Here is a 15,368-nt window from a genome sequence, read left to right as displayed (position 1 = left end):
GCTCCTTACCACAAATCTAAATTCATTGCTGCTTTTTGATAAACATTTTTACTGCTTTTCTTATTATCCTCAATTATTTCTGCCAACTTTGCAAAATCGGCACTGTTTACCACTCTTTGAAGTGCCAGAAAACACTGCATATCAAAGTTTTTAATTTCCTTTATCATAAGCCTTATGGCTTTGTCCGGTGAAAATGCCTCTCTGTAAGGCCTATGGGCAACCAAAGCACCGAATACATCACAAATTCTAAGGATTCTCGCTCCAATCGGTATGTTTTCTCCCTTAAGATTGTTTGGATAGCCTGAACCATCATAGTTTTCATGATGATAGAGTACCGCATCTAAAATAGTATGCTCATATCCCTGTTTCTTAAGTATACCATAGCTGAGTACGGAGTGCATCCTTACATATTTAATTTCTTCTACCTTCAGCTCTCCGTTCTGCCTACCATACAGATAATTAGCAATACGCAGTTTGCCAATATCATGTAAAAGTCCTGCCTGAGCTATCAAAGTCAGAAAATCATCCGGCATTCCGAGCTCTTTAGCCACCATTTCAGCCAAATTGCTCACAACCATGCCATGCTTTAATAAATCATCCAGGTCAATTTCTAAAATAATTTCATGTGACATCTTACAGCTTGGGCTGATGTCGGCTTTTATCATTATAACATCTCTCCAAATTCTTCTAAAAATTTTGTTTTACGCTCAATCATTTCATCAATCCGTTCAATATAGTCCATAACAAACTTTACATTTTCGGTACGCTCTATTCTGTTTCCCTCCCTGAATACAAACTTACAGGACGAACCTGCTCCAAGGCCGATAATCGGATGCTTTTCTTCCATTATAAGTATATTGTAAAGCCCTTCTTTTCCCGGTCTGGCATAACCGACATTTTCCAGATTATCTGCTATGTTTTTCTGTCTGTACAAATAATACGGTTCATATCCGTTATCCCTTGCAAATTCATAAGTAAGTTGTTGCTGCAAGGCTGTATCCGTGGGAATCATATCCGTCAACTCATTAAGTTTCAGCTTAAGTGCCGCCGCCCTCTTTATAGCCAGAGCGTGAACCGTGAGGTCATCAGGATCCAGCTTCTTAATCTCAGATAAGGTATACTCAGTATCTTTCACCGTCTCCCCGGGAAGCCCCACTATGAGATCCATATTTATGTCTTCCATACCTTCTTCCCTCGCCATGGTAAAAGCCCTTCTTACCGATTCAGAATCGTGCATTCTCCCTATGAATTTCAGGGTTTTATCCGACATAGTCTGAGGGTTTATAGACATACGCTTTACTCCTAAGCGTTTCATTACCTTAAGCTTATCCCTGGTAATGCTGTCAGGTCTGCCCGCCTCAACTGTAAATTCCTTCACCGAAGCCATAGGAAGCTTCATATTTATATAGTCGAGTAACAGCTCTAACTCTTCGGCTGAAATTGAAGTCGGAGTACCTCCGCCTATATATACAGTTGTGAGTTTTTTATGTGGTAAAATAGTAGAAGCAAAGTCAATTTCCTTAAACAATGCCTGTAAATATTCTCCCACCTTTTTCTTATATCCTCCAATCGGATATGAAGTAAATGAACAATAAAGACAGGTAGTCGGACAAAACGGTATACCTATGTATATACTATATCCGTTTTTATAATCCAGTTTCTGTAAAAGTTCGTTTTCCTTCTTTGCTATCTCAATGGACAGCTCCGTCTTTTCCTCACCGCAAAGATACTGCTCATGGTAAAAATTCCTTACTTCTTCTTCGTTTTTCCCTGCTTCAATGTAATCACAGGCTATCTTGGTAGGACGTATACCTGTCAGAGTACCCCAGGGAAGTTCATTACCGGTATATTCTTTTAATATATTATAAAGTACCTTTTTTAGTTCATTCTTATACAGCCTTCTGTCTTCTTCCAATTCTTTATATTCATATTTTTTTCTTACAGTTCTCTTTACATCATCCTTAAACCACATATCTATGGTCATTTCACTGTTATGAACTGCCAATATGTAGTCTGAGGGAGGAACTTCCGCCTTATCAGGTTCTTCAAAATCATATATCAGAACCTTCATCTCTTCTCTTCCGAAAAATGCTCTGACAAGCGGTCTTATGTCCTGCTCAAAGGATGCATCTTCAAGTCTGATTTCTATCATCTGAACTTCTTTCTAAACTTTATTCTCTATTATTCTTTATTACCCTTACCTGAGATATGGATTATGGGCTAACTCCCTTTCAATGGTAGTAGCCGCCCCATGTCCCGGAAATACAACTGTTTCGGGCGACATTTTCTTAAAGACCTCTTCCAAAGTTTTTCGCATAGTTGCTTCATTTCCGGTAGGAAGGTCCACCCTTCCTATACTGCCTGCAAATAAAGAATCACCGGAAAAGATAACCTTCTTAAAAGCCTCATTATCTTCAAGGTCATCCGAGTAAAAACTGATACTGCCGACAGTATGCCCCGGTGTATACAGAACTTTTAACCTAAAGCCTTCAAACTCAAGTTCATCTCCGTCTTTTAAATATTCATCCGCTTCCATGGTAAAGTCTTCACCTAAGAATCTCTGTCCCAGGTTTAGCTTGGAATCCTCTAAAAGCTGTCTGTCTGCCTCTCCCGCATATATCTTAATTCCATACTTTTCAGCAAGTACGGGAGCTGCCATAATATGGTCAAAATGTCCATGAGTTATAAGTATGGCAAGGGGTTTTACCTGTTTTTCATTTATATGGGAAATAATTCTTTCTGCCTCATCCGAAGGATCTACAATAAGGCAGTTTCCGTTATAAAAAACCAGGTAAACATTGGTACTTACAGCCCCCAACACTAACTTTTCAACTTCTATCTTCATCAGCCTGCCGTCCTCTCTATGTCTATTACTCCATCCAAGCTCCTCAGCTTAGAGGCAAGGCTTGTAAGCTGGTTTCTGCCCTTTATCTCAAACATCAGATTGATGGTGGCAATTCCCTGCTTATTTGTCCTTGCCGAAACCGAAGCTATATCTATACCCGACTCAGTGAATACTCTGGACACTTCTATCAGTAGCCCGCTTCTGTTATTTGCATATATTTTAATCTCTGTTGTATAAAGTTTGTCGGTCTGGGAAGTAGCTTCCGGCGACCATTCAGCTTCAATAAGCCTCTTTCTGTCCTCTTCCGGAAGATTCATCACGTTGATACAATCCGTTCTGTGCACTGATATTCCCCTTCCTCTGGTAACAAAGCCCACTATCTCATCGCCCGGAACCGGAGAACAGCATTTTGAAAAATGTACCGCAACATCATGTATACCCTTTACCACTATTCCGCCTTTAGAGCGGGTTGTCTTTACAGGTGTTACAGACTGATCTTCATATTTATCCAGAATATCCTCATCTGTAAGTTCAGATATTTCTTTCTTTTTCTTTTCTTCTACAAGTTTATTTATTATCTGACCTTCTTTAAGACCTCCGCGCCCAACAGCAGCACAGATAGACTCCCAATCCTTAAAGCCGTATTTTTGCATACATATCTGCATAAATTCAGGCTTTAGCAAATCACTCATAACTAGGGCATGTGACTTACAGTAATTGAGCATAAGTTCTTTACCGCGAATAATATTGTCTTCCTTAAGCTCAGTCTTAAACCACTGATTTATCTTAGAACGGGCCTGTGTACTCTTAACCAGCTTAAGCCAGTCAAGACTTGGGCCTCTTGAATTCTGACTGGTTATTATCTCTATTCTGTCACCGTTTTGAATCACATAATCTATGGTCACAAGTTTACCGTTTGCCCTGGCACCAACCATCTTGTTGCCTACTGCCGAATGTATGCTGTAAGCAAAGTCTATCGGTGTAGAACCGACAGGGAGATTCTTTACATCTCCTGTTGGTGTAAAGCAGTATACACTGTCAGAAAACAAATTTAAGTCATCCTTAATAACACTTAAGAATTCCTTATTATCAGACATGTCCTTCTGCCACTCAAGGATTTGTCTGAGCCAGTTATACTTAGCTTCTTCACTGGCCTTATTATTCTTGCCGTCGCTGCCTTCCTTGTATTTCCAATGTGCTGCAATACCATACTCAGCAGTCCTATGCATATCATAAGTACGAATCTGTATTTCAAAAGGCTGTCCCTTAGGCCCGATTACCGTTGTATGTAATGACTGGTACATATTTGCCTTAGGCATGGCAATATAGTCCTTAAACCTGCCCGGAATCGGCACATACATCTCATGAATCACACCTAATGAGGCATAACAGTCCTTCAGATTGTCCACTATTATTCTGATTGCAAATACATCATATATCTGGTCAAAGGTTTTGTTTTGATTAACCATTTTTTTGTAAATGCTGAAATAATGCTTAACTCTTCCGCCTATAGTTGCTTCAATTCCAGCATCCTTTATATGTCTTGCAACTTCTCTTTCAATAGACTTTATGAATTCACCTTTTTCAAGAGCTTTTTCCCTGATTTTTTCATCTAAATCCTTATAAACCTCAGGATGTATGTATTTTAATGATAAATCATCCAGCTCAACCTTTATTTTACTTATACCTAGACGCTGTGCTATAGGAGAATAAATATCCATAGTCTCTCTTGACTTTTCTATTTGCTTTGCGGGAGACTGGTATTCCATTGTACGCATGTTATGAAGTCTGTCCGCAAGCTTTATAAGAATAACTCTTATATCCTTTGCCATAGCAAGAAACATCTTGCGCAGGTTTTCCGCCTGTACATCTACCTTATCCCTAGAATATTGTAACTGCGTCAGCTTGGTAACTCCGTCTACCAGTAGTAATACTTCTTCTCCAAATTCAGCTTTAAGCTCCTCCGGGCTGCAGGCTGTATCTTCTATAATATCATGTAAAATTCCCGCAATTATAGTTTCCTTATCTAATTCAAGCTCAGCCAAAATTATAGCAACACAGAGCGGATGGCAAATATAAGGTTCTCCTGATTTACGCAGCTGCCCTTTGTGGCAATTATCTGCAAGCTCATAGGCTTTCTTTATAAGACTTATGTCTGTTGATGGATGGTATTTATATATGGTTTTTATTAATTTATCAAATAATACTTCTTTAGGAGTAAATTCCGCAAACGAATCAAGCTCCCTTTCAGAAGCCATTACCTTTTTCTTTATACTCTCATTTGATGATATATAATCATTAATCTGACTTCTTACATCATCTGCTTGTTTTACAACCATATTTTCATTATCTGCCATATACCTTACCTAAAGCCTCTGAGCCATCCTTTCTGCTACAATTATGATTTTTTACTCTGATTTATACTTGGATTCTTATAAATTTCAATTTGTATTATTATATTTCCATTACAGTTAAAAATCAAGTTTTACTGACAATCGAGCCTATTATGATGACTGCACCCACAACTATCCTATACCAGCCAAACGGCGTAAAATCTTTCTTTCTTATGTAGCTCATCAAACCGCCTATTACAAATACGGAAACCACAAAAGCTGTGACAGTACCGATTATAAGTATAGCTACCTCAAGCCCTGTAAATGCAACTCCTCCCGCAATAAGATACTTTACAATTTTTAGAAGACTGGCTCCAAACATAACAGGGATTGCCAGAAAAAACGTAAACTCAGCAGCTACCTTCCTTGAAAGCCCTAACATAAGACCACCTATTATAGTGGCTCCGGACCTTGAAGTTCCCGGAAAAATTGCCGCCATAAGTTGAAATATACCGATATAAAATGCCTCTTTATATGTAATTTCGGAAAGTTTTGTAACAGCAGCTTTGTTAGCAAGCTTTAACTTACTTTCTATATAGATAAACATAATTCCGACAAATATAAGAGCAGCCGCCACCATTTTCGGATTGTAAAAATGTTCATCAATAAAATCATCAAGAGCAATACCGACTATTGCTGCGGGAAGGCAGGCAATTATAATCTTTATCCAAAGCCTTACAGTTCCCAGTTTCAAAAAGTTTCTGCCCTTAACAGTTTTCATCGGCCATAATTTCTTCCAAAACAAAAGTACCACAGCCATAATTGCTCCAAGCTGAATAACAACCTCAAATATTTTCCAAAATCCCGGCGATACATCAAGCGGTATATAGTTTTGCAAAACTATCATGTGCCCCGTGGAACTAATCGGAAGCCATTCCGTCACTCCTTCAACTATTCCAAAAATAACAGCTTTTATAATTTCAAAAAAAGCACCCATGTTTCCCCCATATATAAAGATTAGGATAGCAAAAGATAAAAAACCTAATTTATCGGATTTTATACTTTTGACACTTGTATCATATAAATAAACCCAAATTATTCACACCAGATTTCATAGTCCTCTTAATTTTATGTAAGAAAGCAGGATAAACCGGTTTTCGGTCTGCGACTATGGATGGTTATTACCAAACATCTGTTAAATGCATAGTCAAATACTTACTGCTTTACTATGCGTTTTCTCGATATTTTGCGAATAATTTGGGATAGATTGAGCATAACCCGACTAACGCCCAATATTAAATATTTTAATTCTCAGGATACTTAACTATAGAAACAAGGTTATAGTCTTTAAGCTTGTCCCTTCCTTTAAGTCCTTCCAGCTCAATAAGAAAAACTATCTTAACAACTTTCCCGCCAAGTTTCTCGATAAGCTTGCAGATAGCCTCTGTAGTTCCTCCTGTTGCAATAAGGTCATCAACTATAGCAACCCTGTCTCCCGGCTTTATAGCATCCTTATGAACCTCAAGTTCTGCAGAACCGTACTCAAGGTCATATTCTATTGAAACAGTCTCTCCCGGCAGCTTACCCTTCTTCCTAACAGGTACAAAGGCTTTATGCATATTATATGCAATAGGCACACCAAAAATAAAACCTCTTGATTCAGGCCCTACTACAGTATCAAATTCCTCGTCTCCCAAAGATGCCGCCATCTGATCAACTGCCATTCTAAGCCCATCTTTGTCTGAAAGTACAGTGCTTATATCCCTGAACATAACTCCTTCTTCAGGGAAATTAGGTATTGTTCTGATATAGTCTTCAATTTTTTTCATTATATCTACAACTCCATTCAAAAGATATTCATTTAATAATAGGCTTTACAACCTACTACAACTACTTATTTTATCACTAATTACGCAGAAATGCAAGGAAAATAGCCCCAACTTACAAATGCTCAAGATGGTAACACTTTATAAGTTGGGGCATAAATTAAATAGTATCTTATTTAAACAAAAATTAATTAGTCCTTCCGCAACAATGTTTATACTTTCTTCCGCTTCCGCAAGGACAAGGATCATTAGGCCCTATCTTCTTTTCAGTCCTTCTGACAGGTCCCTTCTTCACAGATTCATCCTTGTTTGTACCGGTTACCTTTACAACTTCTTCTCTCTCAATATGCTCCTCAATCCTGATATGCATAAGAGCACGCACTGTATCTTCACTGATTGCGGAAGTCATATCCTCAAACATATCATAACCGGCAAACTTATATTCTACAAGAGGATCCTTCTGACCAAGAGCAGCAAGTCCGATACCCTGGCGGAGCTGATCCATATCATCAATATGTGACATCCACTTAGTATCTATAACCTTAAGAAGGATTACACGTTCAATCTCTCTTATCTGTTCTGCCTCAGGGAATTCAGCTTCTTTCTCCTCATAAAGCTTAACAGCCTGTTCTTTGAGTTTCTGAACAAGTTCATTCTTTCTCATGTGCTTGCGTTCATCCTCAGTAAGCTTAATCTCCTCAAACGGGAAGATAGGAAGAAGAAGACGGTTTAACTCATCAATATCCCATTCTTCAGCTACCGAATCATCACCTATGCACATATTAACCTTATTTTCAACAGTTTCGGTTATCATTCTGTAAATAACCTCTCTCATACTGTCTCCGTCAAGCACCCTTCTTCTCTCTGCATAGATAATTTCTCTCTGCTCATTATTAACCTTATCATAGTCAAGCAGATTCTTACGAATACTAAAGTTGTTGCTCTCTATCTTCTTCTGCGCTCTTTCAATAGCACCTGTCAGCATCTTATGATTAAGTTCTTCACCCTCAGGAAGTCCCATAGAATCAAACATGGCCTTAAGTTTCTCTGAGCCGAAAAGTCTCATAAGGTCGTCCTCAAGGGAAAGATAGAACTTGGACTCACCCACATCCCCCTGTCTGCCGGCACGACCACGGAGCTGATTGTCTATACGTCTTGACTCATGACGTTCTGTACCTATAATTCTAAGTCCGCCAAGTTCAAGCACACCTTCACCAAGCTTAATATCGGTGCCACGACCTGCCATGTTGGTAGCAATGGTAATTGTTCCTGCCTGACCTGCCTCAGCAACTATCTCCGCCTCAAGCTCATGGAACTTAGCATTCAGTACCTTGTGAGGAATATGTTTCTTCTTAAGCATTTCAGAAAGTTCTTCAGACTTCTCTATGGAAATAGTACCCACAAGTACCGGCTGTCCTTTTTCATAAGCCTCAGCAATATTATCTACAATCGCATGAAGCTTCTCTTTTCTGGTCTTGTATACAGCGTCTTCATGGTCAATTCTCTGTATCGGACGGTTTGTAGGTATGCTGATAACGTCCATTCCGTAAATATCTCTGAACTCTTTTTCCTCTGTAAGAGCTGTACCTGTCATTCCTGATTTCTTCTTATATTTATTAAAGAAGTTCTGGAAGGTAATTGTTGCGAGAGTACGGCTCTCTCTGTTTACCTTAACCTTTTCCTTAGCTTCTATAGCCTGGTGGAGACCGTCTGAATATCTTCTACCCGGCATTACTCGGCCTGTAAACTCATCTACAATAAGCACTTCATCATCTTTTACTATATAATCCTGGTCTCTGAACATAAGATTATGCGCACGAAGTGCAAGTATAATATTATGCTGTATTTCAAGATTCTCTGCATCAGCAAGGTTCTCTATATTAAAGAACTTTTCTACTTTAGCCACACCTTCAAGAGTAAGACTTACATTCTTATCTTTTTCATTTACAACGAAATCACCTGTCTCTACTACATCTTCACCCATAATGGCATCTATCTTGCTAAGCTCTTTATTAGCCTCGCCCTTTTTAAGCTGTCTCGCCAAGATATCGCAAAGCTCATAAAGTTTAGTAGACTTGCCGCTCTGACCTGAGATAATAAGAGGAGTTCTGGCTTCATCAATAAGTACAGAGTCAACCTCATCGATTACCGCATAATGAAGGTCACGCTGTACAAGCTGGTTCTTATAGATTACCATATTATCTCTGAGGTAATCAAAACCAAGCTCATTATTAGTAGCATAGGTTATATCGCAATTATATGCTTCTCTTCTTTCTTCCGGCTCCATATCATTTAATATGCAGCCAACCGTAAGTCCGAGGAAGGTATGTATCTGTCCCATCCACTCACTGTCACGCTTTGCAAGATAGTCATTGACAGTAACTACGTGTACACCTTTTCCTTCAAGTGCATTAAGGTAAACAGGCATGGTTGATACGAGGGTCTTACCTTCACCTGTACGCATCTCCGCAATTCTTCCCTGGTGTAATATAATACCACCCATAATCTGAACTCTGTACGGTTTCTGCTCTAAAGTTCTCCAGGCAGCCTCACGCACTACTGCATAGGCTTCAATAAGAAGGTCATCAAGGGTCTCACCCTTAGCCAGCCTCTCTTTAAATTCAGCTGTCTTAGCTTTTAATTCTTCATCACTGAGGGCTTCCATTGCAGGACTTAATTCTTCTATTTTATCAACTGCAAACTTAAGCTTCTTTACTTCTCTCTCACTATGGCTTCCAAAAATCTTTTCAATAAAACTCATATTCTTCCTCTTTTACTCAACTTTTTGCCCAATAACAACTGGGGATAGATATAACGAGTAATCATTGATACATTTACTCATGCTCTCCATTCTACCATTACTTTAAATATCTTTCAATAAAAAATCGCCCGAAGGGCATTTTTTACATTTTGTTCACATTATTTTATTAAAATTCAGGTTCTATAAGGCCATAGTCCCCGTTTTTTCTCTTATACACTACATTTACTTCATCTGTTTCAGCATTTCTAAAAACATAGAAACTATGGTTTAGCAGTTCCATCTGTACGCAGGCTTCTTCAGGATCCATAGGCTTAACCGCAAATCTCTTTGTCCTTATAACCTTTACATCCTCATCTTCATAATCATCATCCTGCATAAATGCCGATGTGAAGTTACTTGCACTCTGTTTAGAATCAACTATCTTAGTTTTATATCTCCTTAACTGCCTTTCAATAATATCTTCAATGAGGTCAATAGAAACATACATATCATCACTAACCTGCTCTGCCCTTATTATATGTCCCTTAACCGGTACCGTCACCTCCACTTTCTGTCTGTCCTTTTCTACCTTGAGTGTTACGTGAACCTCTGTATCAGGTGTAAAGTAATGCTCAAGTTTTCCAAGTTTTTCTTCAATCGCATTCCTAAGTCCATCTGTAACATTAGTACCTCTGCCATTGATAATATACTTCATACAATACCTCTTTTCCGCTGTAAGCCTTCAGCCACAGCTCTAGATTATCTCCCATTCAGTATGGGTTTAGTACTAAGGCTATTATACAATAATATCCTATAAAAATCAATTATATTTATTGTCATTCTGTTTATTTATCTGAAAATTATACTTATAACACGTAAGTTTTCTTTACTTTAGCCTGTCAAGTCTGAATTTATGTTTTTAGTACATACCAACCATTTTTATCAATACATCCAAAACAGATTTTCATCCTTGACAGTGTCTTATACCACCACTTTATTGTGGATAATGTTGATAAGTCTGTGAATAACCTTAATTTAGCCTTATTTATGCTCCATCTTTGTGGATAAGTAATACTAATTTCTACTGTATTCTAAAGTCCGTTTTCCATTTTGTATAAATGCTTCCTATATTTTTGTTAGTTTTGCACAAAAAATACATTGTCAAGTTATTTATGTACTTTCTTCAATTCAGAAAATTCTGAAAATTAAGCCTCAAAACAGACTTATCCACAGATATATAAGTACATTTTAATATAATAGCCGTTTAATTTATATACACTTACCTGCAAAACTGCTTAAAGGTAAACTTCACAGTTTCTGTAAACAAAAAGAAGCAGCCATACCAATATAAACCATCGATATAACTGCTTCTGATATTAACTTAATTATTATTTATTTAACTATTCTTCTTGCACAATATGGTGACTGATGGTATACAGATGATACTATAATACCTGTACGAGGTGTACTTGCATGTACAACCTTTCCACCACCAATATATATAGCCACATGAGATATGCCTCTTCCGTTAGCTGCATAGAAGATTAAATCTCCGGCCTGAAGTTCATTCATTCCAACTGCATAACCGTTTGAAGCCTGTGCTCTTGAGGTTCTGTTAAGACCGATACCAAAGTTTGCATATACTGACATCGCAAAACCTGAACAATCGCATCCTCTGGTTAAGCTTGTTCCGCCCCAAACATAAGGATTACCTACGAAGTTAAGCGCAAAGTTCGCAATATTCTGTCCTTTTGCACTTCCGGTTGCAGTAGTCTGTACCCTCTGTTCTACCTTAGGCTGCTGCTTAACTACCTTCTGTGTATTGTTTGTCTGTGTCTGAGGCTGTGTCTGTCTCTGAGCGGCCTGCTGTTGCTGAATCTGCTGCTGTCTTGCCTGTTCAGCCTGCTCAGCTGCAAGTGCCTGCTGCTGTGCCGCAAGTGCTGCCTCAGCTGCTGCCTTCCTCTCTTCTTCAGCTTTTTCTTCTTTAATTGTTATAGCATGCTTCCACTGAATCTTAACTTTTACAAAATCTTTTGAAACCCAACCGGTAAACCTGTCTTCATCACCATCATTTATGGCAACCTCATACCAGTCACCTTTCTTCTTTAAAACCAAAAGCTTTTCACCCATCGGGATCTGAGTTGCTATTCTTGATTCGGTATTATCTTCAAATCTTACATTAAGAGTTTCTACTTTAACCTCAGCTACTTTTGTACCATACTCATCTATAAGCTTTTCCGCATCAAAGCCTCTTGCTAAATATTCCGCCTTAATATAGCCCTTGGCGTTACCTGATTCAATCTTAACCCAATCACCCTTGGTCTTAAGAATATCGCATTTACTTCCTTTGTAAAGCTTACCGATAATCTCGTTCCCTTCACCCGGTTTCTTCCTTATATTAACATAAGGGTCTGCGATTGAAATACCGATATTTTCATATTTTGATTTTACTTCTTCTTCTGTTGATTCCATTTCATCAGCAGTCTTATTGCCTTCGCTTCCCTCTTCATCATCAGAAGCTTCTGCTGCCTGACTATCATCTGCCTTAACATTTTCAGCACCTTCTTCAGGTACTCCGGCTAATTCCGAAGAATCAAGACTGAATGTGCTTACTGAGTTTGTATCAAAAGAACTGAGAACATCAATAACAGGGACAACCGGATTAAGTTCAGTTTTAACAACTCTGTTTTCACCCTGCACATATGCATTATCTACAAAAAGTGAGATGCCCGCAAGTCCGCTTACTTTGGCATTACTTGAAGCCTGAACTCCATTATTATTAGAAAGTATAGACGCTGATGCCACAATAACTACAGCTCCAACCCCACATCTGCGGAAAAAATCTTTACGACGCATTACGCAACCTCCTTAAAACGATCCTTACATCTTAAATCAATTATTACAAATTTGTTAACTTCACAAATGGAATAATAGCACAATATTTTTTTCTTGTCAACCGTTTGAAGATAAAATATTGACTGATTTTTAAATATTTTTGTAACAATTACTCTTTTCACAGATTAGTCACAATCTGTCAATATACGCTTAATAAAGCCTTCTTTTGGGTAAATATACTTATCTTAAGCTTTTTTTAATAATTGTAACATTTAAGCCATTTTATTCTACACTAATAGTAAAATTAAGATAAATATTTATTCTACGTTTGTAGTGTTTTTATTTCTTTTGACTGTAATTATCTATTATGATAAAATAGCAGTGTGGGTAGCAAAAATATTCGGTACCCACCGATACGGGATTGTGAGAAACTAAGTTTAGCAGTCCCAGCAAAATATGGGGGATTACTGTATGAATATTACTTCTTTGGTTATAATGGCTGCCGGTATGGGTAGCAGATATGGCGGAATCAAACAACTTGAATCATTCGGACCGGATGGCGAAATTATAATGGACTATTCTATCTTTGATGCAATTAAGGCAGGGTTTGATAAAATTGTTATTATTTTAAGAGAAGACATATATGATGATTTTATGAATATTATAGGTAACAGGTTGATGGAAGTCACTAATATTCCTGTACATATAGTATTCCAATCATTAAATGATATTCCGGATGGATATAAGGTGCCGGATGGACGCACCAAACCTTGGGGAACAGGGCAGGCTATACTTTCTGTAAAGGAATATATCGATGAACCTTTCCTTGTAATAAATGCGGATGATTTCTATGGAAGAGATCCTTATATAAAATCTCAGATTTTTCTTTCCAATTCTATCCTCAACTTAAAAAAACCGAAATTTTGTTTAGCAGGATATACTCTTGAAAACACTTTGAGCGATAACGGAAGCGTAACCAGAGGTATATGCAAATGTGATGATAACGGAAACCTCCTTTCTATAGAAGAAACTTTTGGAATAAAATGTGAAAATAATATCGTCACAGGAACTGATTCCCACGGGAACAAACGCATTCTCTCATTGCAGAATACCGTATCAATGAATATGATGGGCTTTACTCCCGCAATTTTTCCAATGCTTGAGGATAAGTTTATAACATTTCTGAATAAGCTTAGCGATAATGATCCGTTAAAATCAGAATTTCTTCTTCCTATAGCTATTAATGAAATGTTGAAAGATGAAGTTATAGATGTTGAAGTGGTAAAAACAAATGCAAATTGGTTTGGTGTCACTTTCAAAGAGGACAGAGAACAGGTGAAGAACTCTCTTCAAAAACTTGCAGAGACCGGTGTTTATCCAAATTCTCTTTGGGGGTAACAATGTTAATAAGGCTGCTCGATTTTATTTATCCCAAAAGATGTCCTGTCTGTGATGATATTGTCATCCCAAAAGGAAAATTAGTCTGCGGCTCCTGTAAAAATATCTTAATCCCTTTGCAGGAGCCTCTTTGCTATAAATGCGGACGGCAAATCATTTCAAGTTCTTCTGAATATTGCGATACCTGTATGAGCTACAATTTCAGCTTTGACAAGGCTTTTTCTCTCTGGCCGTATAACAACACAGTTAAAACTTCTCTTTCTAATTTTAAATATAGAGGAAGACGTGAGTTTGCAGAATACTATGCAGATAAACTATATGAACATTTTCATACTGCCCTGCCCAAACTAAATATAAGCGCTGTAGTACCTGTGCCCATACATCCCGAAAGACTGAAAAATCGCGGCTACAATCAGGCAGAATTAATTGCTGAAATTTTGGCAAAAAAGCTGGATTTACCTATTGTTACCGATTATTTGATACGTTCAAAAAATACTCTTGCTCAAAAAAATCTTGATCCGGTTTCCAGACGAAAAAATCTCAGAGAAGCTTTCAGAATTAATCACAATTCAAAGTTTTATGAAATCCAACTAAAAAATATTCTGTTGATTGATGATATCTATACTACGGGAAGCACTGCAGATGCCTGTTCTGCCGTACTAAAGGAAGCAGGAACCGAAAAAGTCTATGTACTCTGCGTCGCATCTGTCAGGGCAACTTAAGCCCAAATTATTTGGAATAAGTAGGGTATTGGCTTATCGGTATAATTTTGTTATAATATTAGTTACAGTTTATAGCTAAGTTCAAGCTTATTCTGTATTATACAGTACTAAGATTTAGTATGTTTAATATATAGAAAGGAATGATTTTAGATGGAAGTAACCAACTGTAAAGCTTGCGGAAACCTGTTTAATTATGAGTCCGGTCCAAGGCTTTGTCCTAATTGTATGAAAAAATTAGAGCAAAAATTTATGGTAACTAAAAATTTTATTCGCGAAAATCCGGGTGCCAATATAAATACTGTTGCAAAAGAATGTAAGGTTTCTATACCCCAGATAAAAAAATGGATAAGAGAAGAACGTCTTTCTTTCTCCCAGCAATCCGGAATCGGCATAGAGTGTGATAATTGCGGTAAGATGATTAGAACAGGGCGATTTTGCGCTGAATGTAAAGCTAAGATGATAAACAGTCTCGATAATGCTTACGAAAAACCAAAACCTGTTGTTCAACAGAAAAAAGAAAGAGAAAAGGAACGTATGCGCTTCCTTGATAAATAAAAAAGTGTGTGCTTGTACACACTTCGCGCGCGAGCGGTGCCGCAAGGCAAACTTCCCTACCGCGAGTCCAGCACCCCTCGGAGAGATTCTTGTTTAATAGGAAATTTCTTCAAA

General features: G+C 37.8%; 12 protein-coding genes. 3 read left to right on the top strand and 9 right to left on the bottom strand.

All coding sequences use genetic code 11. From position 1 onward, the window contains the following. Positions 1-5: 5 nt before the first annotated feature. The 9 genes from GCWU000282_RS07530 to GCWU000282_RS07490 all read right to left on the bottom strand — a co-directional run bounded on the left by GCWU000282_RS07530 (position 6) and on the right by GCWU000282_RS07490 (position 12,600). A complete protein-coding gene (locus GCWU000282_RS07530; protein WP_023354468.1) occupies positions 6-665 on the bottom strand; it encodes an HD-GYP domain-containing protein in 660 nt (219 codons plus the stop codon). Further along, positions 665-2,152 carry a coproporphyrinogen dehydrogenase HemZ gene (gene hemZ, locus GCWU000282_RS07525; RefSeq protein ID WP_023354467.1) on the bottom strand — a complete coding sequence of 496 codons (1,488 nt, stop codon included), beginning with the start codon at positions 2,150-2,152 and terminating at the stop codon, positions 665-667. Before hemZ ends, GCWU000282_RS07530 begins: the two co-directional genes overlap by 1 nt. Before the next feature lie 45 nt (positions 2,153-2,197). Further along, positions 2,198-2,845, bottom strand: a complete 648-nt coding sequence (locus GCWU000282_RS07520; RefSeq protein ID WP_023354466.1) for an MBL fold metallo-hydrolase — start codon at positions 2,843-2,845, stop codon at positions 2,198-2,200. Beyond that, positions 2,845-5,103 (bottom strand): RelA/SpoT family protein, encoded by a 2,259-nt coding sequence (locus GCWU000282_RS07515; protein ID WP_242828949.1) that lies wholly within the window; start codon positions 5,101-5,103, stop codon positions 2,845-2,847. Before GCWU000282_RS07515 ends, GCWU000282_RS07520 begins: the two co-directional genes overlap by 1 nt. A gap of 220 nt (positions 5,104-5,323) precedes the next feature. Next, the gene (locus tag GCWU000282_RS07510; protein ID WP_023354464.1) at positions 5,324-6,175 is read right to left on the bottom strand and encodes an undecaprenyl-diphosphate phosphatase; all 852 of its coding nucleotides are present in this window, start codon (positions 6,173-6,175) and stop codon (positions 5,324-5,326) included. A gap of 307 nt (positions 6,176-6,482) precedes the next feature. Beyond that, entirely contained in the window at positions 6,483-7,007 is a 525-nt protein-coding gene (locus tag GCWU000282_RS07505; RefSeq protein WP_023354463.1) for an adenine phosphoribosyltransferase, read from the bottom strand. 184 nt (positions 7,008-7,191) lie between these two features. Next, positions 7,192-9,765: a preprotein translocase subunit SecA gene (secA, locus tag GCWU000282_RS07500; RefSeq protein ID WP_023354462.1), complete on the bottom strand. Its 2,574-nt coding sequence runs from the start codon at positions 9,763-9,765 to the stop codon at positions 7,192-7,194. Positions 9,766-9,931: 166 nt separating this feature from the next. Then, positions 9,932-10,459: a ribosome hibernation-promoting factor, HPF/YfiA family gene (gene hpf / locus GCWU000282_RS07495; RefSeq protein ID WP_023354461.1), complete on the bottom strand. Its 528-nt coding sequence runs from the start codon at positions 10,457-10,459 to the stop codon at positions 9,932-9,934. A gap of 677 nt (positions 10,460-11,136) precedes the next feature. Further along, entirely contained in the window at positions 11,137-12,600 is a 1,464-nt protein-coding gene (locus tag GCWU000282_RS07490; protein WP_023354460.1) for a C40 family peptidase, read from the bottom strand. 450 nt (positions 12,601-13,050) lie between these two features. Here GCWU000282_RS07490 and GCWU000282_RS07485 point away from each other — a divergent pair, with 450 nt between their 5' ends. The 3 genes from GCWU000282_RS07485 (at position 13,051) to GCWU000282_RS07475 (ending at position 15,254) form a co-directional block, all read left to right on the top strand. After that, positions 13,051-13,977: a nucleotidyltransferase family protein gene (locus GCWU000282_RS07485; RefSeq protein WP_035040000.1), complete on the top strand. Its 927-nt coding sequence runs from the start codon at positions 13,051-13,053 to the stop codon at positions 13,975-13,977. A 2-nt stretch (positions 13,978-13,979) separates the two neighbouring features. After that, a complete protein-coding gene (locus GCWU000282_RS07480; protein ID WP_035039998.1) occupies positions 13,980-14,699 on the top strand; it encodes a ComF family protein in 720 nt (239 codons plus the stop codon). 150 nt (positions 14,700-14,849) lie between these two features. Beyond that, a complete protein-coding gene (locus tag GCWU000282_RS07475; RefSeq protein ID WP_035039996.1) occupies positions 14,850-15,254 on the top strand; it encodes a flagellar protein in 405 nt (134 codons plus the stop codon). The last annotated feature ends 114 nt before the right edge of the window (positions 15,255-15,368 follow it).

The organism is Catonella morbi ATCC 51271 (assembly GCF_000160035.2).
GTDB classification, from domain to species: domain Bacteria; phylum Bacillota; class Clostridia; order Lachnospirales; family Lachnospiraceae; genus Catonella; species Catonella morbi.
Note: the sequence above shows the minus strand (reverse complement) of the source record. Positions and strands in the feature narration are given on the sequence as shown.

Bases quoted from the DNA above. Each gene is read 5' to 3' on its own strand.
- GCWU000282_RS07530 (WP_023354468.1), bottom strand. From the start codon at position 665: ATGATAAAAGCCGACATCAGCCCAAGCTGTAAGATGTCACATGAAATT.
- hemZ (WP_023354467.1), bottom strand. From the start codon at position 2,152: ATGATAGAAATCAGACTTGAAGATGCATCCTTTGAGCAGGACATAAGA.
- GCWU000282_RS07520 (WP_023354466.1), bottom strand. From the start codon at position 2,845: ATGAAGATAGAAGTTGAAAAGTTAGTGTTGGGGGCTGTAAGTACCAAT.
- GCWU000282_RS07515 (WP_242828949.1), bottom strand. From the start codon at position 5,103: ATGGCTTCTGAAAGGGAGCTTGATTCGTTTGCGGAATTTACTCCTAAA.
- GCWU000282_RS07510 (WP_023354464.1), bottom strand. From the start codon at position 6,175: ATGGGTGCTTTTTTTGAAATTATAAAAGCTGTTATTTTTGGAATAGTT.
- GCWU000282_RS07505 (WP_023354463.1), bottom strand. From the start codon at position 7,007: ATGAAAAAAATTGAAGACTATATCAGAACAATACCTAATTTCCCTGAA.
- secA (WP_023354462.1), bottom strand. From the start codon at position 9,765: ATGAGTTTTATTGAAAAGATTTTTGGAAGCCATAGTGAGAGAGAAGTA.
- hpf (WP_023354461.1), bottom strand. From the start codon at position 10,459: ATGAAGTATATTATCAATGGCAGAGGTACTAATGTTACAGATGGACTT.
- GCWU000282_RS07490 (WP_023354460.1), bottom strand. From the start codon at position 12,600: ATGCGTCGTAAAGATTTTTTCCGCAGATGTGGGGTTGGAGCTGTAGTT.
- GCWU000282_RS07485 (WP_035040000.1), top strand. From the start codon at position 13,051: ATGAATATTACTTCTTTGGTTATAATGGCTGCCGGTATGGGTAGCAGA.
- GCWU000282_RS07480 (WP_035039998.1), top strand. From the start codon at position 13,980: ATGTTAATAAGGCTGCTCGATTTTATTTATCCCAAAAGATGTCCTGTC.
- GCWU000282_RS07475 (WP_035039996.1), top strand. From the start codon at position 14,850: ATGGAAGTAACCAACTGTAAAGCTTGCGGAAACCTGTTTAATTATGAG.